This window comes from Corynebacterium sp. HMSC034H07 (assembly GCF_001815175.1).
In the GTDB taxonomy this organism is placed as follows: Bacteria; Actinomycetota; Actinomycetes; order Mycobacteriales; family Mycobacteriaceae; genus Corynebacterium; species Corynebacterium hiratae.
In genome coordinates this window covers 164,080-185,650 of the sequence record NZ_KV819499.1, presented here as the reverse complement: position 1 = coordinate 185,650, position 21,571 = coordinate 164,080, and the positions used below count along the sequence as shown (strand labels likewise).

Annotated in this window: 20 protein-coding genes; 2 read left to right on the top strand and 18 right to left on the bottom strand. The window is 60.6% G+C overall.

The features are described from left to right. Positions 1-40: 40 nt before the first annotated feature. From argH to uvrA, 18 genes are all read right to left on the bottom strand, one after another. The gene (gene argH / locus HMPREF3009_RS02610) at positions 41-1,465 is read right to left on the bottom strand and encodes an argininosuccinate lyase (RefSeq protein ID WP_070679814.1); all 1,425 of its coding nucleotides are present in this window, start codon (positions 1,463-1,465) and stop codon (positions 41-43) included. Positions 1,466-1,497: 32 nt separating this feature from the next. After that, positions 1,498-2,712 (bottom strand): argininosuccinate synthase, encoded by a 1,215-nt coding sequence (locus HMPREF3009_RS02605; RefSeq protein ID WP_046648520.1) that lies wholly within the window; start codon positions 2,710-2,712, stop codon positions 1,498-1,500. Between the two features lie 76 nt (positions 2,713-2,788). Further along, positions 2,789-3,274, bottom strand: coding sequence for an arginine repressor (locus HMPREF3009_RS02600; RefSeq protein ID WP_046648521.1), 486 nt, complete (start codon positions 3,272-3,274; stop codon positions 2,789-2,791). 4 nt (positions 3,275-3,278) lie between these two features. Continuing rightward, entirely contained in the window at positions 3,279-4,196 is a 918-nt protein-coding gene (gene argF / locus HMPREF3009_RS02595; RefSeq protein ID WP_049154610.1) for an ornithine carbamoyltransferase, read from the bottom strand. Then, a complete protein-coding gene (locus tag HMPREF3009_RS02590) occupies positions 4,193-5,371 on the bottom strand; it encodes an acetylornithine transaminase (protein ID WP_049154609.1) in 1,179 nt (392 codons plus the stop codon). Before HMPREF3009_RS02590 ends, argF begins: the two co-directional genes overlap by 4 nt. Further along, the gene (argB, locus tag HMPREF3009_RS02585; protein ID WP_070679811.1) at positions 5,368-6,303 is read right to left on the bottom strand and encodes an acetylglutamate kinase; all 936 of its coding nucleotides are present in this window, start codon (positions 6,301-6,303) and stop codon (positions 5,368-5,370) included. The genes HMPREF3009_RS02590 and argB overlap by 4 nt, the downstream gene beginning before the upstream one ends. Positions 6,304-6,322: 19 nt before the next feature. Beyond that, positions 6,323-7,480 (bottom strand): bifunctional glutamate N-acetyltransferase/amino-acid acetyltransferase ArgJ, encoded by a 1,158-nt coding sequence (argJ, locus tag HMPREF3009_RS02580; RefSeq protein ID WP_070679809.1) that lies wholly within the window; start codon positions 7,478-7,480, stop codon positions 6,323-6,325. 76 nt (positions 7,481-7,556) lie between these two features. Then, complete coding sequence (gene argC / locus HMPREF3009_RS02575; RefSeq protein WP_070679806.1) at positions 7,557-8,600, bottom strand: N-acetyl-gamma-glutamyl-phosphate reductase; 1,044 nt, start codon at positions 8,598-8,600, stop codon at positions 7,557-7,559. 101 nt (positions 8,601-8,701) lie between these two features. Further along, a complete protein-coding gene (locus tag HMPREF3009_RS02570) occupies positions 8,702-9,154 on the bottom strand; it encodes a hypothetical protein (protein ID WP_046648527.1) in 453 nt (150 codons plus the stop codon). A gap of 214 nt (positions 9,155-9,368) precedes the next feature. Next, complete coding sequence (gene pheT, locus HMPREF3009_RS02565; RefSeq protein WP_049154604.1) at positions 9,369-11,882, bottom strand: phenylalanine--tRNA ligase subunit beta; 2,514 nt, start codon at positions 11,880-11,882, stop codon at positions 9,369-9,371. A 27-nt stretch (positions 11,883-11,909) separates the two neighbouring features. After that, the gene (pheS, locus tag HMPREF3009_RS02560; protein ID WP_070679803.1) at positions 11,910-12,956 is read right to left on the bottom strand and encodes a phenylalanine--tRNA ligase subunit alpha; all 1,047 of its coding nucleotides are present in this window, start codon (positions 12,954-12,956) and stop codon (positions 11,910-11,912) included. A gap of 96 nt (positions 12,957-13,052) precedes the next feature. Next, positions 13,053-13,853 carry a TrmH family RNA methyltransferase gene (locus HMPREF3009_RS02555; protein ID WP_070679841.1) on the bottom strand — a complete coding sequence of 267 codons (801 nt, stop codon included), beginning with the start codon at positions 13,851-13,853 and terminating at the stop codon, positions 13,053-13,055. A gap of 113 nt (positions 13,854-13,966) precedes the next feature. Continuing rightward, a complete protein-coding gene (locus tag HMPREF3009_RS02550; protein WP_053089068.1) occupies positions 13,967-14,443 on the bottom strand; it encodes a TM2 domain-containing protein in 477 nt (158 codons plus the stop codon). 206 nt (positions 14,444-14,649) lie between these two features. Further along, complete coding sequence (gene rplT, locus HMPREF3009_RS02545) at positions 14,650-15,033, bottom strand: 50S ribosomal protein L20 (RefSeq protein WP_005323264.1); 384 nt, start codon at positions 15,031-15,033, stop codon at positions 14,650-14,652. A 56-nt stretch (positions 15,034-15,089) separates the two neighbouring features. After that, positions 15,090-15,284, bottom strand: a complete 195-nt coding sequence (gene rpmI / locus HMPREF3009_RS02540; RefSeq protein WP_010190075.1) for a 50S ribosomal protein L35 — start codon at positions 15,282-15,284, stop codon at positions 15,090-15,092. 36 nt (positions 15,285-15,320) lie between these two features. Further along, complete coding sequence (gene infC / locus HMPREF3009_RS02535; protein ID WP_080975058.1) at positions 15,321-15,842, bottom strand: translation initiation factor IF-3; 522 nt, start codon at positions 15,840-15,842, stop codon at positions 15,321-15,323. 253 nt (positions 15,843-16,095) lie between these two features. Then, positions 16,096-17,022 (bottom strand): serine hydrolase, encoded by a 927-nt coding sequence (locus HMPREF3009_RS02530; protein ID WP_158396629.1) that lies wholly within the window; start codon positions 17,020-17,022, stop codon positions 16,096-16,098. Continuing rightward, positions 17,022-19,859, bottom strand: a complete 2,838-nt coding sequence (uvrA, locus tag HMPREF3009_RS02525) for an excinuclease ABC subunit UvrA (RefSeq protein ID WP_070679800.1) — start codon at positions 19,857-19,859, stop codon at positions 17,022-17,024. Before uvrA ends, HMPREF3009_RS02530 begins: the two co-directional genes overlap by 1 nt. Before the next feature lie 76 nt (positions 19,860-19,935). Between uvrA and HMPREF3009_RS02520 the strand changes: the two genes are divergently transcribed. Both HMPREF3009_RS02520 and HMPREF3009_RS02515 read left to right on the top strand, forming a co-directional pair. Then, the gene (locus HMPREF3009_RS02520) at positions 19,936-20,538 is read left to right on the top strand and encodes an MBL fold metallo-hydrolase (protein WP_049154601.1); all 603 of its coding nucleotides are present in this window, start codon (positions 19,936-19,938) and stop codon (positions 20,536-20,538) included. A gap of 95 nt (positions 20,539-20,633) precedes the next feature. Then, positions 20,634-21,557, top strand: a complete 924-nt coding sequence (locus tag HMPREF3009_RS02515) for a DoxX family protein (RefSeq protein WP_049154600.1) — start codon at positions 20,634-20,636, stop codon at positions 21,555-21,557. Positions 21,558-21,571: the final 14 nt, after the last annotated feature.

Genomic DNA, 21,571 nt, shown 5'->3' with positions numbered 1-21,571 from the left:
GGCCTGAAAAGACCATGCGGTTACTCATTCTCTGTGCGGACTAGCGCAGGGCAGTTTTCGCCCACTCCCGCGCGGCGCCAGCGCGCTCGCGAACCTTGTCACGCTGCTCCACCACGCGAACGCCAGCGGTGCCGCCCTTGGTGGAGCGGGATGCCACTGCCCCATCGATGGTCAGCACCTCACGAACTTCCGGAAGCAGGCGCTTGTCGACGCCCGCCAGTTCCTCATCCGTAAGATCCACCAGATCCACACCGCGAGACTCCGCGATCTGCACGCAGGCACCGGAAGCTTCATGCGCCTCACGGAATGGCACACCCTGGCGCACCATCCATTCGGCCAGGTCGGTGGCCAAAGTAAAGCCACGCGGGGCCAGCTCACGCATGCGGTCTTCATGGAAGGTCAGGGTTTCCACCAGCCCAGTCATGGCAGGCAGCAAGAGGTTCAGCTGCGCCACCGAGTCCACGATGGGCTCCTTATCCTCCTGCAGGTCTCGGTTATAGGCCAAAGGCTGCGCCTTGAGCGTTGCCAACAGGCCGGTGAGGTTACCGATGAGTCGGCCGGTCTTACCGCGGGTCAGCTCCGGAACGTCCGGGTTCTTCTTCTGCGGCATGATCGAGGAACCAGTCGACCAGGCATCATCCAGGGTGACGTAGCCGTACTCCGGGGTGCACCAGTAGATGATCTCTTCCGACAGTCGGGACATGTCCACCGCGATCTGGGTGAGCACGAAGGCCGTCTCGGAGGCGAAGTCACGCGCTGCCGTACCGTCTAGCGAGTTCTCCGCGGAAGAATCGAAGCCCAGCTCCTCGGCAATCGCCTCCGGATCCAGGTGCAGCGAGGAGCCCGCGAGCGCACCAGAACCATAAGGGGACACCGCCAAGCGCTTATCCAGATCTTGCAGGCGCTCGATATCGCGCAGCAGCGGCTGGGCATGAGCGAGCAGCTCGTGTGCCAGCAGCACCGGCTGCGCCGCCTGGGAGTGGGTCTTGCCCGGCATAATGGCATCCGGGTGGGCCTCGGCCTGGCTAGCCAGAGCCTCCACCAAATCCGTGACCTGAAGTGCGATATCGCGAATGGCATCGCGAATCCACATCCGGAACAGCGTTGCCACCTGGTCATTGCGGGAGCGCCCAGCGCGCAGGCGGCCGCCGACCTCAGGTCCTACGATGTCGATGAGACCGCGCTCCATCGCACCGTGGACGTCTTCATCCGTCGGCAGCGGGGTGAATTCACCAGAAGCGACCTTCTCCCCTAGTTCACTCAGGCCGTTAAGCATGGTGTCCAAGTCGGCGTCGGATAGCAATCCGGCCTTGTGCAGGACCTTGGCGTGAGCCTTGGAGGCCAGCACGTCATAGGGGGCGAGGACCCAGTCGAAGTGGGTGGATACGGACAGGGCAAACATCGCCTCGGAGGGGCCGCCCGAAAAGCGGCCACCCCACAGCGCACCCTCGTTAGTCTTATGCATCGATTCCTTACCTTGACCTTGGCTGTGCTGGTTTACTTACCGGTGGGGAAACCGCCGTCGCGGTCACGCTGGTTCGAGATCTGCGTCGACAGACCGTGCAGCTGGACAAAGCCCTTGGCCGCGGTTTGATCGAAGGTATCGCCGGTGTCGTAGGTAGCCAGGTCGAAGGAGTACAGCGACTGGCCAGAGCGACGGCCATTGACGGTGGCGGTGCCAGCATGCAGAACCATGCGGATATCGCCGGTGACGTTCTCCTGGGTGGACTCGGTGAAAGCATCCAGGGAGCGCTTCAGCGGCGAGAACCAGAGGCCATCGTAGACCTCCTCGGACCAGCGAGCGTCCGTGAGGCGCTTGTAACGGGCCAGCTCGCGTTCCACGGTGACGTCTTCCAGCGCCTCGTGAGCCTTGATGAGCACCATGGCACCAGGGGCCTCGTAGACCTCGCGAGACTTGATGCCTACCAAGCGGTCCTCCACCATGTCGAGGCGGCCAATGCCCTGGGCACCAGCGCGGCGGTTAAGCTCCTCGATAGCCTGGAGGACGGTCACCGGCTTGCCGTCAATAGCAGTGGGAACACCCTTGTCAAAAGTGATGGTCACCTCGTCCGGGGCATTGCCCAGGTCCGGCTGCTCGGTGTAGGCGTACAGGTCCTTCGTCGGCGGGTTCCACAGGTCCTCTAGGAAGCCGGTCTCTACCGCGCGGCCCCAGACGTTCTGGTCAATGGAGAACGGGGATGCTGCGGACTGCTCAATCGGCAGGTTAATTTCCTCGGCGAAGGCGATAGCCTTATCGCGGGTCCAGGCGTAGTCACGCGCCGGGGCGATGATCTCCAGAGCCGGATCCAACGCGCGGAAAGAGACCTCAAAGCGCACCTGATCGTTACCCTTGCCGGTGCAACCGTGGGAGACGTGGGTGCCGCCGTGAGTCTGAGCAGCCTCAACGAGGTGCTTGACAATGAGCGGGCGGGAGATGGCCGATACCAGCGGGTACTGCTTCATGTACATGCCGTTTGCCTTGATGGTGGGCAGACAGTACTCCTCTGCGAACTCATCCTTGGCATCAACGACGATGGACTCGACCGCACCGCAGTCGAGGGCGCGCTGGCGCACGGACTCCATGTCCTCGCCACCCTGGCCGAGGTCAAGAGAGACGGCGATGACTTCGCCGCCGGTCATCTTGGCCAGGTAAGGAATGGCGACAGAGGTATCGAGACCGCCAGAGTAGGCAAGCACAACGCGTGCAGTCATAGTAATTTGCTCCTTTAAGACAAACAGGTGCTAAAAAATCGAACTTATTTATATTATACAGACTTACGTATAAATGTTAAATGCTGCGGTTGGTGAGTTTCTCACCAAGCTCGCGGCCGGTCAACCCTTCGCGCGCGAGGACGAAGATCGTGTCATCGCCCGCGATGCAGCCGACCACGTCTGGAAGTCCCACGCGGTCGATGAAGGAGGCCAAGTACTGCGCAGCGCCCGCCGGGGTGCGCAGCATGGCGATGTTGCCAGAGAAGTCATGGGACACCACCAGTTCATCAAGCATGCGCCGGAGCTTCTCTCGCGGGCCGTTGAGCTGATCTTCGAATTGCTCCAACTCACCGCCCACCACGTAGAAGGACCGCCCGCCATCGCGCTTGACCTTCTTGGCTCCCAGCTCATCGAGATCACGCGACAACGTAGCCTGCGTGATATCAATCCCCTCATCGAGCAGGAGCTCTGAGAGCTGAACTTGGCTGGTGACCCGGGTGCGATCCAAGATCTCCAAGATCTTGGCTTGGCGGGCGTTGCGTGTAGTTGGGGTCGTAGTCATTCGTTTAGTTCTCCTTTTGAGCCGCAAGGAGCCAGACCAGCAGCGCCTTCTGCGCATGGAGGCGGTTTTCTGCCTCGTCGAAAACGCGCGACTGGGGCCCATCAATTACCTCAGCAGTTACTTCGTTGCCGCGGTAGGCCGGCAAACAGTGCAGGAAGATTGCCTCGTCCTTAGCGCGGGACATCACATCCGCGGTCACCTGATAGGGCAAGAACGGTGTGCGGCGGTCCTTGCCGTCATCCTCCTGGCCCATGGACACCCACGTGTCTGTAATGACAACATCAGCGCCGTCCACGCCGTCAAGGGAATCGGTCACCGTCACCGTACCGCGCTTTCGGGCACGCTCAACAAACTCCGCCTGCGGCTGGAAACCCTCTGGGGCAACAATGGTCATCTCCATGCCGGCAGTAGCAAACCCCAGCATGTAGGAATTTGCCATGTTGTTGTTGCCATCCCCTAGGTAGACGGCCTTCAGTCCAGTAAGGTCCCCGAAGTTCTCACGGCAGGTCACCAAGTCCGCCAAGATCTGGCAGGGATGGAGATCATCGGACAAGGCGTTGACAATCGGTACCGTCGCAGTCTCCACCATGTCCAGAAGGTTTTGATGCGCATATGTGCGCCACACGATCGCCTCAACGAAACGGGAGAGCACCGCTGCGGTGTCCTGGTAGGTCTCCCCTTTGCCCATCTGCGTCGACTTAGTTTCCGTCACGATGGCGTGGCCGCCCAGGTGAGCAATTCCCGCCTCAAAGGAGAAACGCGTGCGCGTCGACGTCTTGTCAAAAAGCACCGCCACCGACTTCGGCCCCTCTAACGGGCGCTCGGAGAAGGGATCCTTCTTGAGCCTTAGAGCCAGGTCGAGCACCTCGGCTTGCTCCTGCGGCGTGAGGTCATCATCGGCCAAGAAATGGCGCACACTCATGCAACTTCCTCCAGTACCTTATGCAGGCGTTCCACCGCCTGGGTGAGTTCTTCATCGGTGATCACCAGCGGCGGGGTCAAGCGTACGACCTCGCTACTTGGGGCGTTGAGGATTAGTCCATGCTGCAAACCTGCAGCCACGACGTCCTTGGCCACCGACTTATTTAATACAACACCTAGCATAAGCCCTCGTCCCCTCACCGACTGCACCGCAGGGGATTTACCAATCTCCTGCCGCAACCACTCGCCCTTGCGGGTGACTTCGGCGAGGAAGGGGACGTCGACAAGCTCCAGCACCGTTGACGCCGCCGCACACGAGACAGGATTGCCGCCAAACGTCGTGCCGTGGGAGCCCGGAGTGAAAAGGTCTGCGGCCTGACCACGCGCAATGGTGGCACCGATAGGCATGCCAGCACCCAGCCCCTTCGCCATGGTGATGACATCCGGGAGGATGCCTTCATGCTGGAAGGCGAAGAAGTCACCGGTACGCCCCACACCCGTTTGCACCTCATCCACGACCATGAGGATGCCGTGCTTGGTGCAGAGCTCACGCACCGCCGTCAGGAAACCTTCAGGTGCCGGGATGACACCCGTCTCCCCCTGGATGGGCTCCAAGATAATGGCGGCGGTGTCCTCCGGATCTTGCTCCACCAAAGCGGTCAGGTAGTCGATGTCGCCATAGGTATAAAACTCCACTCCGCCCGGGAAAGGTTCAAAGGCTTTGCGTTTGCTGGGCTGCCCAGTCATGGCCAAAGAACCCATTGTCCGGCCATGGAAACCATGGTGCGCCGCAAGGATGCGGCGGCGGCCGGTCAGACGAGCCAGTTTAAAGGCCGCCTCATTCGCTTCCGCGCCAGAGTTGGAGAAGAAGACGCGTGCCTCGCTATCTCCCACCTTGTCCAGGAGTTTCCCGGCGGCTTCAACCACGGGCTCGCTGGCAAAAAGATTGGACACGTGGCCTACGGCGGCCACCTGGGCGCTCACCGCTTCGACGATCGCCGGGTGGGCGTAGCCCAGCGAGTTCACCGCGATACCGGCGAGCATGTCGATGTAGTCTTTACCGTCTTCATCGGTCACCGTGGCCCCCTTACCGGACACGATGGCAACGGGTGGGGTTCCATAGGTGTTGCTGAGCACCTGACCCCAACGCTCTGTCAACTTGGTCTGCGCGGTCACTTGTTATCGTCCTTCCTGAAGACCGTTCCCTCCGGGTAGTCCTCGCGGTTATAGTCATTGGGCAGCACCATCGTGCCGATTCCTCCCATAGTCAACAGCTCCAGCAGCACGGCGTGGGCGATGCGCCCGTCGATGACGTGCGCGGCACTGACTCCGCCTTCCACGGCCATGAGGCAGGACTCCATCTTCGGGATCATTCCGGAATCCAGGCCTGGGAGGAGCGCGCTGAGCTTGTCAATCTCGATCTTCGACACCAAGGAGTCGCGGTTCGGCCAATCGGTGTACAGGCCCTCCACATTTGTGAGAATCACCAAGCGCTCGGCGCCCAACGCTCGCGCCAAGGCCCCGGCCGCGATATCTGCGTTGATGTTGTACACCTCGCCTTCATCACCGGGCGCGATAGTAGACACAACCGGGATACGCCCGGCCTCAATAATGTCCATGACGGCGGTGGGATCGACGCTGACGATCTCTCCCACCATGCCGATATCAGTCGGCTCACCATCGACCTGGACGAGCCGCTTGCGCGCCTTAAACAACCCAGCGTCCTCACCCGAGGTACCCACGGCATACGGGCCATGTGAATTAATGAGGTTGACCAAGCCACGCCCCACCTGACCAAAGAGGACCATGCGAACCACGTCCATGATCTCCGGAGTGGTCACACGGAAACCGCCCTTGAATTCGCCTTCAATTCCCAGCTTGCCCAGCATGTCGTTGATCTGCGGCCCACCGCCATGGACCACCACGGGCTTGGCGCCCACGGTGCGCAGAAAAACCATATCGGCAGCGAAGGCGGCCTTAAGGGAATCATCCACCATCGCATTGCCGCCATATTTTACGACCACAATCTTGTCGCGGTAGTGCTGCAGCCATGGCAAGGCCTCCGCGAGCACAGTGGCGCGGTCAGCATTACTTAGTCCCTGAAGCATTGTTCCTCCTCGCGCGTTCTTAAGAGCTGTACGCGGAGTTAATCTCCACGTAGTCATGAGACAGGTCGGTGGTGCGGACAAAAGCTGTGCCGGTTCCCCCGGTGCCCAAGTCCACGCGCACATCAATATCAGCCCCGGAAAGATCAACGTCGCGCGCGCCGGGCGCACCAGTGGAACCGACGCACACTGCTTGGTCATTGAAGAACACGGAGATGTTGTCCGGATCCATCTCAGCATCCGCCATTCCTACGGCGGCGAGCACGCGGCCCCAGTTCGGGTCCGATCCGAACATGGCGCACTTGAAGAGGTTGTCGCGGCCCAGAGTGCGCGCGGCGTTGAGCGCCTGCTCATCAGTAGCGGTGCCTTCCACGATGATCTTCACGCGCTTGGTCACGCCCTCGGCGTCGGCTTGAAGCTGATCCGCGATATCGGCGCACACCGCGAGAACCGCAGCATCCAACTCCTCCTGGCTAGGTTCTTTCCCGGAAGCACCGGAAGCCATGATAATGACCGTGTCATTCGTCGATGTGGAGCCGTCCACATCGAGCGTATTGAAAGTCTGATCACTCGCTGCCTGCAGCGCCGAGTGCAAGGCCTCGGAGGAGGTAACAGCGTCGGTGGTGATGCACACCAGCATGGTGGCCAGTGACGGCGCCATCATGCCTACGCCCTTGCCCATCGCACCCATGCTCCAGCCCTCGGCCTCAATGAGTGCTTCTTTAGCGACGGTATCGGTGGTCATGATGGCCTCGGCCGCGGCCTTACCGTGAGCTGCATCCGCGCCAAGATCTCCGGCAACCACTTCGACGCCAGCCAATGCCTTATCCATGGGAAGGAGCTCTCCAATCAGTCCCGTCGAGCACGCCGCGATGTTGGCGGCAGGGATACCCGTGTGCTCAGCGGTGGCTGCCACAATCGCCGCGGCGTCCTTGTCTCCCTGTTCGCCGTTGCAGGCATTCGCGTTGCCGGAGTTATAAATGACGGCCTGAACAGTGCCATCCGCCACTGCTTCGCGGGAAAGCTTCACGGGCGCGGCCACCACGCGGTTGCGCGTGAAGACCGCAGCGGCGTCGAAATTAGGACCCTGGTTAACCACGAGGGCCATGTCGGGTTTTCCGGAGGGCTTGATTCCGGCTGTCGTGGCGCCAGCCAGGAATCCTGCAGGGGCGGTAATCATGTCGAGTTTCTCCTAGTTCGTGTGGAAGTGAGTTGAAGAAGGCGGTGCGGAACGCTTGGGAAAGTAGGGGTGCCCCTTAAGGGGCAACTGCTGCCTGTGGAAGGCCCAGGGTTTCTTCCCATCCCAAAGTCAGGTTCATGCACTGGACAGCAGCGCCGGCGGTGCCCTTGCACAGGTTGTCCAGAGCCGCGGTAATCACGAGACGGCGGGCGCGCTCATCCACGTGTGCTTGGATATGGACCATGTTGCTGCCCACCACGTTTTGCGTTTCTGGCTGTTGGCCCTCAGGCAGGACGAGGCAGAATGGTTCATCAGCATAAAAGTCACGGAAGGCCTCGGCGACTGTGCGCTTGTCGACGCCCCCCTTCAACGGCGCCGTAATCGTCGCCAGAATGCCACGAGGCAGCGGCGCCAGCACCGGAGTGAAACTCACAGACACCGGTTGCTGCGTAAAAGGCTGTAGGTTTTGCAGGACCTCCGGGGTATGCCGGTGTGTCCCGCCTGGCTTATAGGCTTTGAGGTTGCCCATAGTTTCCGCACCTAGCTGTGCCACGGAGGCCTTCTTGCCTGCCCCGGACACCCCGGTGATTGCTATCACCGACAGATCTGGCTCAATCAGATCCTGCGCCACGGCCGGCAGCGCACCCAGGGTAATCGTGGTGGGAAAACAACCAGGAACGGCAACGCGGTTGCTGCCTTTAAGCTGCTCACGGTTGCCGGGAACCTCCGGAATTCCATAAGGCCAAGCACCGGCGTACTCACCACCATAAAACTCGTCCCAGTCATCCTTGCTGCGTAGGCGGAAGTCAGCCGCACAGTCAATCACCGTGACGGACTCCCCCAGCTGGCGGCCGATCTCCGCGGAGTGCCCGTGCGGCAAACCGAGGAACACGATGTCATGGCCAGCTAGAATCTCCGGCGTGGTGTCCTCGATGACGCGGTCCGCCAGTTGCGGCAGGTGCGGCATGAGCTCAGATACTCGCTGACCTGCGTTGGAGTGCCCGGTGAGCGCGCCGATGCGCAACTCACCCGAGAGGTATGCTGGGTGCGACAGCAAGAGACGGAGGATTTCGCCACCTGCATAGCCCGTAGCTCCGGCGATTGCTACTGAAATAGTCATGCAGCTACTCTAGCAAATAATGCATTCCGCCGTATGTTATTCAGAAAAAATGCGCCGAAGAGCTCGGCGCACAGGTGAGGAAAAGTAGGATTCAGGAAGGTTTACATGACGCGGGACGAGACGTTCCCCAGTCCCTCCGCACCCGATACGGCGGTCTTTCCTGCATAGCCTAGGTAGCCATGCGGGCCGACGAAGTGGATACCGCCCTGGGCATCCGCGATGGCTACAACCTCATTGAACTGGTGAACCTGGCCTGGCTGAAGGCGCTTGAAGCTCGTGGTTGTCAAGCCCTGGTTGAAGCAGTCAGCCTTGGAGCGACCTGCGTGGTAGAAAAAGCGCGGCGCCAACCGGCCCGGCGGGTTGCACTGCGGGCTAGTGGCACGTGCCCCTTCAGACAGGCACGCGACGTAGGTTCCTTCGATGTTCGAAGCTTCACAGTTGACGGTGCCATCGGCGTTGGAGAAACCTTGGGACAAGTCAGCGGAAGCGTGTGGGGCGATGGTCAGTGCGCCGACAACGGCGGCGGTGGCTGTGAGACGAGAAATAAGACGCATGGTGTGAACAATCCTTTCGGTGTGGCTTGGTCTGGAAACTCAGCACCTTTGCTGCACCCTTGAGGTTATGAGGCAGAGCACACCCCTTCCAGCGCTAGGGGATCTCTCCCCACGTCAGCACCTGCCCCAACGCGCGCAAACCCGGCTAAACAAAAGCCCGGCTAACCTCCCACAGGGCTAACCGGGCTTAAAGCACTAGCGAAGCAACAGAGTCTTAGGCGCGCATCTGTGCGCCAAGGCGCTGCTTGGCCAACTCCGCAGCGGCGAGGCGGTGCTCGTTGGCCTCTTCATCAGTCAGAGTGCGGTCACCAGCACGGAAGAGAAGCTGGAAGGCTAGGGACTTCTTTCCTTCGCCGAGCTGCTCGCCACGGAAGACATCGAAAAGCTCCACGGACTCGAGGAGATCACCAGCACCCTCCTCGACCACACGGCGAACCGTCTCCGCCGGGGTTTCCTCGTCCACCACCAAGGCGATGTCCTGGTGCAAAGCCGGGAAGGAGGACAGCACGGGGGCGGGGAACTTCTCATCCAGCGGCAGGGCTGACACATCGAGCTCCATCGCACACGTGCGTGCCGGCAGCTCCAAGGCCTCAAGGACCTGCGGGTGCAACTCACCCGCGTAGCCGACGACCGTCTCCTCATCGCTTGCGAGGACGATTGCAGCACAGCGACCCGGGTGCCACGGTAGCTGCTCAGCTGCCTTCACTGCGATGTCCACGCCAGCGGAGCGAGCAACCTGGCGCGCAGACTCAATAGCATCCGCGTAGCTGTAGGCGCGGCCCGCTCCCCACGGCCCTTCGTGTTCAATGTTTCCGGTGGCCACCGTGGCTACGTGCAACGGCTGCAGCGGCAAAGAATCCAGCAGGTCGGTGACCACGGAGTCCTCCGGGCGCGACTCCACCGACGGCATGGGAGAAGAATCAGCGCGCTTGAAGGCCACCTGCTGGAGGCCGAACAAGGCCAGATCACTGCGGCCACGGGCAACGTTGCGGGCGATAGCCTCAAGGAGATTGGGCAGCAACGTCGTGGACAGGATCGCCTTGTCTGACTCGAGCGGATTCTGCACGGACACGGTCTGGCGGCGCGCATCCTCCTTGTCCAAGCCCCACGTGTCGAAGGTGTCGTTCGCGATGAACGGCGACGGGAGAACCTCGGCGTAGCCCGCATAGGCCAACCCATGTCCGATCGCACGGCGACGCTTCTGCGCCGGAGTTAGGCCGCGACCGCCCACCGGGGTGGGCAGGATGGTCGGAATGTCTTCCAGCCCTTCCAGGCGCAGGATCTCCTCAATGAGATCAACGTCCATTTCGATGTCCGTGCGCCAGGAGGCGGGGATGACGGAGAGCTCCTCCTCACCGGAGACCTCGCAGCCGACCTCCGTGAGGCGCTTCACCACGGTCTCCTGGGAGTAGTCCACGCCGGCGTACTCGCTGGGCTTGGCAGCGCGCAGGGAGATGGGCTCGCGCTTGGCGACGTCTCCCACGAGCGTCCGCCCAGCCTCGATCGTGCCGCCAGCAATCTGCTGAAGCAGCACGCACGCCACGTCCAGCGCTACCTCAACGATGGCCGGATCTACTCCGCGCTCGAAACGGCGAGAAGCCTCCGAGGAGAGCTTGTGGCGGCGGGATGTGCGGGCCACGGTGATCGGATCCCAAATGGCCGACTCGAAGTAGACATCAGTCGTCTCGTCAGAAATTTCGGAGGTGGTGCCACCCATGACGCCCGCCAAGGATTGGATACCGTTGTCATCGCAGATGACCACGTCGCCCTCCGAAAGCTCCCGCTTGACGTGGTCGAGGGTCTCGAACTTCTCGCCCTCGTTGGCATTGCGCACAACGAGGTTGCCCTTGATCACGTCGGCGTCAAAGGCGTGCATCGGCGCGCCCAGAAGCAGCATGACGTAGTTCGTGACGTCGGTAGCCACGTTGACGGCGCGCTGACCGGAGAGCATGAGCTCGCGCTCCATCCAGAACGGGGTACGCGCTGCCGGGTCAATACCGGTCACCTTGCGCAGACCAAATCGCTGCGCCTTGGTTTCCTCCCTCAGGTCAACGTCGATAAGCGTGCCCTCCGGAGCCGGCACGACGGAGGTGTCGATGCCAGCCACGCTCGGATCCTGCGCCACGTCGGGGAAAGTGAGATCAAATGCGGAGGCAATTTCACGCGTCAGGCCACGCGCAGACAAGGCATAGCCACGATCCGGGGTGATGTTGACGTCGAAGACGGTATCGGACAGCCCAATAAGGGGGCGGGCGTCCTCACCAATCTTGTCGGCAACCTCCTCCCCTAGCACGATGATGCCGTCTGCCTTGGGGCCGAAGCCCAGCTCAGCTGCGGAGCACATCATTCCGTTGGAGATATGGTCGTAGGTCTCGCGGGCGGCAATCTTGAATCCTCCCGGCAGCTCAGCACCCGGAAGGGAGACCACGACGTAGTCGTTGAGGCGGAAGTTGCGGGCGCCGCAGATAATGCCCTGCAGCTCCCCCGTCCCATTGGCCTGGCCAACGTTGACCTGGCAATAGCGAATTGGTTTCTTGAACTGGGTGAGCTCTTCGATCTCTACAACCTGACCGATAACCAGCGGGCCCGTGGTTTCCGGAAGGACCTCGTAGCCCTCGGTTTCAAAACCTACGCGGACAAAGCCAGAGTCCAGTTCCTCAGAGGACACGGTCCAGCCGGAATTAGCGTTGCCCAGAATTCGGGTAACCCAGTCTTGGGAAATAAGCATTTTTCTTTCTATCCTTTCTCTGGGTTCCTATGCCTGCACGCCAAATGGCAGGGTGAAGCGGACATCGCCTTCGACCATGTCGCGCATATCGGTCAGACCATTGCGGAACTGCAGGGTGCGCTCGAGGCCCATGCCGAAAGCGAAACCGGTGTATTCCTCGGGGTCAATGCCTACCGCACGCAGGACGTTGGGGTTGACCATGCCGCAGCCTCCCCACTCGATCCAGCCGGCGCCGCCCTTCTTGTTAGGGAACCAGACATCGACCTCAGCGGAGGGCTCGGTAAACGGGAAGTAGTTCACGCGCATGCGGGTGGTAGTCTCCGGGCCGAAGAGCACCTTGGCCAAGTGCTCCAAGGTGCCGCGAAGATGAGCCATGGTCAGCCCCTTGTCCACGGCAAGGCCTTCCACCTGGTGGAAGACAGGAGTGTGGGTGGCATCGAGCTCATCGGTACGGAAAACACGGCCCGGGCAGGCAATGTAGAGCGGGACATCGCGGTCGAGCATCGTGCGCACCTGCACCGGGGATGTATGGGTACGCAGCACCTGCTTGGAACCTTCCTTGCCCACGTGGAACGTGTCCTGCAAGGTGCGGGCTGGGTGGTCGGGCTTGAAGTTCAGAGCGTCGAAATTAAAGTACTCTGCTTCTACCTCAGGGCCCTCCGCGATTTCCCATCCCATGCCCACAAAGACGTCCGCGATGCGCTCCGACAGCGCTGTGATGGGGTGCAGGGCACCGGTCTGCGCGCGGGTGGTAGGGACGGTGACATCGACCTTCTCCGCCTTCAGCTGCGCGGCGCGGGCCTCCTGCTCCAGCACTTCACGAATCTGGGCAAAGCGCTTTTCCACCTTGCCGCGGGCCATGTTCACTGCGCGTCCAGCATCCTTGCGCTGGTCCTTCGGCAGCTGTCCGAGCGATTGGCGGGCCTGCGGGATATAGCCGCTATCACCAAGGTGCTCGCGACGGGCGGAGGTGAGCTCGTCGAGGCTAGATGCAGCTTCAAAGGCGGCAATGGCCTTCTGCGCGGCGGCCTCGAGAGCCTCTTCGGTCAATTCGATCTGAGGTGTATCGGACACGTGCCTTGATTACCTTCTTCTCGCACAAAAACTAACGCGAGCTATCTTACCGTGCTGCCTGACTTCTGTGGCCACCACCCGGGCACGTCGGCGGCGCTAGCTGCTCTGCTGCTTCGCGGACTCATAAAGGCAGATGCTGGCGGCCGTGGCGAGATTCAGGGACTCCGCCCGGCCAAGAATCGGAATACGCACCCGCATGTCCGCCTCATCCTGCAGGTCTCCCAGGCCATGCGCCTCGTTGCCAAAAAGCCACGCGGTGGGCTGGGACAGGTCCGCATCGGCGAGGTCCACTTCACCGTCGGCAGCCGTGGCCAACACTTGCAGACCGGAGGAGCGCAGTTTACCCAGTACATCCTTGATATTGGGGTCTCGGGCCACGGGCACATGGAAAAGTGATCCGGCCGACGCGCGCGCCACCTTACAGCCCAAGGGATCCACGGTCTCCCCGGCAAAGATGACGCCATCGGCACCCATGGCATCCGAAGTCCTGATGAGCGTTCCCGCGTTGCCCGGCTCCGCCGTTAAGACAGGAACAGACACTAGCTTCGGTTTGCCGGCCAAAATTTTTCCAGCGGTCCACAGCACTGGGCGGCACACGGCAAAGAGACCAGTACTCGTGGCGGTATCGGACAGGTGTCTTGCCGCCTTATCCGTAATGGGATGCACATACACGTCCATGTAGCCGCAGGCTTGGACAATGTGCGCGAAGCGCTCGGCGGCCTTTTCCGTCACGAAAACATCCGTAGCGGCACCGGTGGACACGGCCGCGTCCACGGCATTTTCGCCCTCAATGATGAAACGCTCCGCCTTTCGGCGGCTGGCCGCCCGGTGCAATTTGGCGGCATTAACCACGCGCGGCGTGCGTTCAGTAAAGGCAGAGGAAAAATCCAGATTCATGCATTTGACGGTACCCACCGAACCAGACATTGAAAAGTCCCGCTCCCCCAGCAAGTTTGAGTGGGTAGCGGGACGGTTGGTCTCCACGTCATCTACGCGGATACGGGTGGGCATTATTTCTTTAGCGGAACTCCGTCGGCGTCCTTATCAAAGCCAGATAAACCACCGGCGATGAATACGAGCTCGACCCACTTCCAGATCACCAAGGCACCGATGAGGATAAAGCCAATGAGGATAAAAGAGGTAACGAATCCTACGATTGCAAGGCCCAACTGCCACATGCCGCGCTGCGTGCGACCAATATAGAAGTTATGAACCCCCAATTCGCCCAAGAAGAAGCACAGGAGCAGCGCTACCAACCATGACTTCTGCTCGCCGCCCGGGTGTGGCTGCTGGCCATAGTTTGACTGGTATGCATCCTGCTGTGCGGGCAGATTCTGGGACTGCTGCGAACCGCCATACGGAGCCGAGCTGTAACCGTACTGATCACTGGATGATCCGAAGGGGTTCGACTGCTGCGACTGTCCGCCATAAGAGCCACCGCCATAAGCATCGCCATTGGGCTGATACGCGCTATTCGGGTTGGTCATAACTATCTCTCCTTCGCACCATGTGCCCCTAGGGCAGGCCCAGAAGCCAACGACTACCTTGATTTACACAACAACGAGCAATGTAACACAAACCACAAAGAGGAGCAGTACGCCCGCCGGCCTAGCGGGTGCTACTCCCCACAACAAGAAACCCACCGGTCCTCCATAAGAGGGCGGTGGGTTCGTGACGTTTCTACGCTCGATGCTTACGCAGCCTTCGGTGCGTTAACGTCCTCCGGCAGTGCGGCCTTGGCGGCCTCGCACAGTGCGGAGAAAGCCTCGAAGTCGTTGACGGCAAGTTCAGCGAGAATCTTGCGGTCGACCTCGATCTCAGCCAGGCGCAGGCCGTGGATGAGGCGGTTGTAGGTGATGTCGTTCATACGAGCGGCAGCATTGATGCGCTGGATCCACAGCTTGCGGAATTCAGACTTACGGGCGCGACGGTCGCGGTAAGCGTAAGTCATGGAGTGCAGCCACTGCTCCTTGGCCTTACGGTAGAGGCGGGAGCGCTGGCCGCGGTAGCCCTTAGCGGACTTCAGGATCGCGCGACGCTTCTTCTTGGCGTTAACTGAGCGCTTTACTCGTGCCACAGTAATACTTCCTTATCTTGATTGTGAGTGTGTGGGGATGGGAGTTTCGGCGCTGACTATGCGCGGCCGAGAAGGCGCTTGACGCGCTTGGTGTCTGCCTTGGCGACGTCCTCGGTGCCCTTCAGACGACGGGTGCGCTTGGAAGGCTTGCCTTCCAAGAGGTGGCGGCGGTTAGCCTGCTCGCGACGCAGCTTGCCGGAGCCGGTCACCTTGATGCGCTTGGCGGTGCCCTTGTGAGTCTTCTGCTTCATGAGAATTAAATCCTTAAATCCTAAGTGGAGCGTGGTCTACTTCTTGCCTTTGCGGACGGGCCCAAGGACCATGGTCATATTGCGACCATCCTGCTTGGGGCGCGACTCCACGACGCCGACCTCTGCGACATCGTCAGCCAAACGCTCCAGCAGGCGGAAACCCAGCTCCGGACGCGATTGCTCGCGGCCACGGAACATAATGGTCACCTTGACCTTGGAGCCCTTCTCCAGGAAGCGCACCACGTTGCCCTTTTTGGTCTCGTAATCGTGATCATCAATCTTCGGACGGAGCTTCTGCTCCTTCACCACGGTTTGCTGCTGGTTCTTACGGGACTCGCGGGCCTTCTGAGCCTGTTCGTACTTAAACTTGCCGTAATCCATGATCTTGGCTACGGGCGGCTTAGCGTTCGGGGCAACCTCGACCAGGTCAAGATCGGCTTCGTACGCAAGCTTGCGAGCATCGTCTGTACGGACAATGCCCACCTGTTCACCACCGGGGCCAACAAGACGGACCTCGGGTACTCGGATGCGCTCATTAATGCGAGCTTCAGCGCTGATTGTGGTTCTCCTCGATTGTGGGGGCTAGTAGTGTGCCTACCGTGACCACAAACGAATAAATCCCGGTGCCAAAGGCATCCAGGAGTTTCTTTTCAAGCACGCGCCAATGTATGGCGCCTACTCTTAACCTTTATCCTGCGGCGAAACTAGTTTCCGGCGCGGCTTCGGGTGGGAGAAACTCCGCTTGCGGCCCAAGTACCTCCTGGAGGAGGCGCTACGGGCGGTAGTGCGCACTACTTTAACACCTGATTTTTCAGGAACCAAATCGGCGTGCCGATGTCGTTCCTGCAGTCTGCGTTGCCGTGGGCGGTGCGCAGCCCTCCACCGGTTTAAGCGCGCCAGCCTCCAAGGCCTCAGTTACGACTCGGTCCACTCCAGCAGCAAGAACGTTGAGCGCAGGAATTGCTTCTTCGGCGTACTCACCCGGCATAGTGACTTCAATGGCCAATCCCACCGTGGACTCTTTACTCGAGCCCGATGGGGTGGTTTCCCGCACACCAATTTGGCGGTGGGTATAACCGTCGTCGTACTCGGATAGTCCCCACCCGCCCTTGGCGCGGGTGTTCGGGAGCTTGTCCAATCCGTTGTCTTGCCACTCCACAATGTCATCCATTGCGTCATAGACCTGTTCTGCTTCCGGAATACACGGTAAGTGTGCGCCAAACTCTGCCTGGTCTTCCAGCAGCCACGTGGAGTAGCCAAAAGGTTCCTCGAACTCCCCGGTCGAACCATACTCTTCCAAGAGCGCCGTTACTGCGCTCCCAGCATCGCCCTCAGTCCATCGCACGTGGGACCACAACGCGTAGGCAGCATCATTGTCGGATTCCTTAATCGCGAGGTCGACGAGCTCCGGGCTAGCGCCGTCGCGCAGCGCGGCAATCGCGATAGGAACCTTCACCGTCGACCACGCAGGCTCCTCACCGCGTAATCCGGCGTTGACAGTCCCTTCCCTATCCGCCACCGCCACGCCGGCGCGGACATTGAACTCCTTCTCTACTTCAGAGACGACATCGCGTAATTCGGCGCGCACGTCATAGCTGGCGGGTGCTTCCACGCCTGATGATTCTTCGGGAGCCGGCGGCGATGTGTCTTCCGCTGGGCCGGAACACCCCGTCATGGTGGCTGTCGCAGCAATGCTGATGGCTAGTGCTGCCGTGCGGGTACTTCTGTGGCCCAACATCACACCAGCTCCTTGAGGAACCCTCCCGTATAGGAGCCTTCCACCTGCGCCACGTCTTCTGGCGTGCCTTGGGCCACGACGGTGCCGCCGCACGAGCCGCCTTCCGGGCCCATGTCCACGATCCAATCGGCGGCCTTAATGACGTCGAGGTTGTGCTCGATGATGATCACCGAGTTGCCCTTATCAACCAGGCCTTGAATGACGAGCATGAGCTTTCGGATGTCCTCGAAATGCAGTCCGGTGGTTGGCTCGTCCAGGATGTAAACCGTGCGCCCATTCGTGCGCTTTTGGAGTTCGGAGGCCAGCTTCACGCGCTGCGCCTCACCACCGGAAAGCGTCGTGGCGGCCTGACCCAAGCGAACATATCCCAGGCCCACCTCCACCAAGGTGTTGAGGTAGCGGTGGATCGACGTGATGGGTTCAAAGAACTCGGCTGCCTCCGAGATCGGCATGTCGAGAACCTCGGCGATGTTTTTGCCCTTGTAGAGGACCTCCAGGGTTTCGCGGTTATAACGGGCACCGTCACAAACCTCGCACGGCACATAAACATCGGGCAGGAAGTTCATCTCGATCTTTATGGTGCCGTCGCCCTGGCACGCCTCACAGCGTCCGCCCTTGACGTTGAAGGAGAACCGGCCCGGCTTGTAACCGCGTACCTTAGCCTCCTGGGTTTCCGCGAACAGATTACGGATCTTGTCGAAGACCCCTGTGTAGGTTGCCGGATTCGAGCGCGGGGTGCGGCCGATAGGGCTCTGGTCCACCTGCACCAGCTTGTCTAGGTGTTCCACGCCTTCAACGCGCTTGGCGCGACCGGGTACTTGGCGGGCACGGTTGAGTTTGTTGGCCAAGGTCTTGGCCAAGATCTGGTTGACCACGGTGGATTTACCGGAGCCGGACACGCCTGTCACACACACGAGCACGCCCAGCGGAATCTCTACATCAATGCCCTTGAGATTATTCTCGCGCGCGCCGACCACCTTGAGCATGCGCTCAGGGTCAATCTCACGGCGCGTATCCGGGACCGCAAGCTTCTTCTTTCCTGACAGATACTGCCCCGTCAGGGACTCCTCCACAGATTCGATGCCGGCGGGCTCGCCCTGATAGACCACCGTTCCGCCGAATTCGCCGGCCCGCGGTCCAACGTCGACAAGCCAGTCCGCCTCCCGGATGGTGTCCTCATCATGTTCCACCACAATCAAGGTGTTTCCGATATCGCGCAGGCGCTTCAACGTGGCGATGAGGCGCTGGTTATCGCGCTGGTGCAGACCAATGGAGGGCTCATCCAGCACGTAGAGGACTCCCGCCAGGCCGGAGCCAATCTGGGTTGCGAGGCGAATGCGCTGTGCTTCGCCACCGGACAACGTGGAGGCGCCGCGGTCAAGGGTGAGGTAGTTCAGGCCGACGTCGAGAAGGAAGCGCAGGCGAGCCTGGATCTCCTTGAGCACAGCACCAGCAATGATCTCCTCGCGGTGGCCCAACACGAGAGAGTCGAGGAACTCCGCCGCCTCCTCGATGGACAGTGCCGTCAAGCCGGCGATGGACTGCTCGCCATGCGCGGTGGAGGCCAAACGCACCGCCAAGATTTCCGGCTTCAGGCGGGTACCGCCACAAGCGTTACACGGCACACGGCGGGTGTACTGAAGGAGACGGTCCTTCTGCGACTCGGAATCCGCCTGATCGAGCTTGCGCTCCAAGAAGCCGATAGCTCCCTCGAACGGCGCTGACCAGTTGCGCTGGCGGCCATAGCGGTTCTTGTAGCGCACACTGACTTCCACATCTGTGCCATAGATCAAGGCGTGGCGCTGCTCCTCGGTGAGCTCGGAAACCGGGGTGCGCGGATCAAAGTCCAGGGCCTTCGCTAGACCTTCGACTAGTTTGACAAAATATCGCGCATTGGGGCTCGACGTCCACGGTTGGATGGCTTCGACAGCCGGGGCATCCGGATCCGGGATCAACAGATCCACATCCACTTCAAGGCGCGTGCCCAAGCCATCGCACACCGGGCAGGAACCAAAGGGAGCATTGAAAGAAAAGGCGCGCGGCTCGTATTCCTCGATGGTCAGGGTGTGCCCGTTGGGGCAGGCAGCCTTCTCCGAATACGTGTGGGTGAGCTCTTCACGGTCAACGAAATCAAGGGTGACCAGGCCATCTGCCAACCGTAGTGCCGTCTCAACCGAATCCGTAAGCCGCTGCTTTTGAGACGACTTGACCTGCAGGCGGTCCACGACGACGTCGATGTCGTGCTTGATCTGCTTCTTCAGCTTCGGCGGGTCACTGAGCTGGTAAAGCTCCCCATCCACCCGAACACGGGAGTAACCCTGGGCCGCGAGGTCCGCAAAGAGGTCAACGAACTCGCCCTTACGTCGACGAACGACCGGTGCGAGGACCTGGAATTTCAGCTTCTCCTCGTGACTTAAGACTTCATCAACAATCTGCTGCGGGGTTTGGCGCTCAATGACGGCATCACACTCAGGACAGTGCGCAGTGCCCGCGCGGGAGAAGAGCAAGCGCAGGTAGTCATAGATTTCGGTGATGGTTCCCACCGTCGAGCGGGGGTTGTGGTTCGTGGACTTTTGGTCAATGGACACCGCTGGGGATAGACCGTCGATGAACTCAACGTCCGGCTTATCCATTTGGCCAAGGAACATGCGCGCGTAGGAGCTCAAAGACTCCACGTAGCGCCGCTGGCCCTCGGCGAAGATGGTGTCAAAGGCGAGTGAGGACTTGCCTGAGCCCGATAGGCCGGTAAACACCACCAGGTTATCGCGCGGGATATCGATGTCCACGCCCTTGAGGTTGTGCTCACGCGCACCACGTACGACCAAACGATCAGCCACTAGTTGTTGCCTTCCTACACAAAAGAATGTGTGTTCAGAGAGTTCTCATTCAGAATGTACCCGTATGGTTGGACTTATGAACAACGCGCTTGAGCTTCATAAAATTTCCGTGTCCGAGATGGACAACAATTGCTACCTGCTGTGCGCGGGTGACGAGGCGCTGCTTATCGACGCCTCCGCTGACGCCCCCGCGCTGCTCGCTTTAGCCGCCGACCACGGAGTAAAGATCTCCGCGGTGCTGACCACGCACCGCCACTGGGATCACGTACGCGCACTCAAGGAAGTCTTGAATGAAACCGGTGCCGTTCACTATTCCTCTTTCTTGGACTCCCCCGCTTTGCCCGCGCCCGTCGACGTGGAACTGGAGCATGGCGATACGCTTCCTTTCGCCGGTTACGATCTGCCCGTCATTATCCTGCGCGGACACACCCCGGGCGGAGCAGCAATTGCAGCGGAGATTGATGGCGTTACCAACCTCTTCGTCGGTGATTCCCTCTTCCCCGGCGGCGTGGGCAAGACCACCTCCGAAGGGGACTTTGTGCGCCTCTACAAAGATGTCACGCAGCGGCTCTTTGACGTCTATCCGGACGACGCAATTGTCCGCCCCGGGCACGGGGCTCCCACCACGCTCGGCGCGGAACGCCCGCACATGGACGAGTGGTGGGAGCGCCGCTGGTAACTACGTGTTAACTGCTGCGCTCACAGCAGCAGTTGTTTAACGCGCGTACTATGGTGTGGCGAACGTCTTTACAGATCTATTGAATGGAGCACGTTATGATTCGTAAATTTGCCCGTCCTATGCTGGCCTCCGTGTTTGTCTGGGATGGTGTGGATACGCTCCGCAACACCTCGGAGCACGTCGCGGACACCGAGTCCGTGCTCAAGCGCCTGCGCAAGGTGCTGCCCCGCGAATACGCAGGTTACATCCCCAATGACCCAGAGCTGGTTACCCGCGCGCTCGGCGGCGCGAAGACCGCTGCGGGCACGAGCCTCGCGCTGGGCAAGGCTCCGCGCACCTCGGCTGCAGTGCTCGCGCTGACGCACGTACCCAACCTGGTCGGCAATGCTTTCTGGACCGCGGATTCCAAGAAGGACAAGGAAGCACAGCGCAACAGCTTCATCACCAATACCGCTCTGCTTGGTGCCCTCGCCATCGTTACGCAGGACACCGAAGGAAAGCCCTCCGTGCGGTGGCGCGCCGCTAAGGCCTCTGAGCGTGCAAACAAGAAGATTCAGCAGGCGCTACCGGGCAAGTCCGAACAGCAGAAATTCGCGGAGGACTTCTCCAATCGCGCAAACGAGATTTCTTCCGATGCCACGGCCAAGGCCAATGACTGGTTTGAGACCGCCAAGGACTACGTTGAGGACAACCGCGATGACTGGGAGTCTGCCGGCCGTGACTTCATCGACTCCGCGCGTTCCTTCGTCGAGGATACCGCTGAGACGGCACGCGAGTTCTTTGAGGACAACAAGGATGACTGGCTCGACGCGGCCCGTGACAACACCGATACCGCCCGCAAAGGACTGGTCAAGGCTGCTGGCAAGGCACAGGATCGTGCCGATGAAGCCCTGGCTAAGGTAGATTCGCTCGATGGCAAGCGTGCCCAGAAGAAGGCTCGCAAGCGCGCCGAGAAGCTGCAGAAGGAAGCCTCCAAGAAGCTGGATAAGGCTTTCAAGAAGTTCGGTGACCGCTTCTAAGCTCTCCGTCCTTC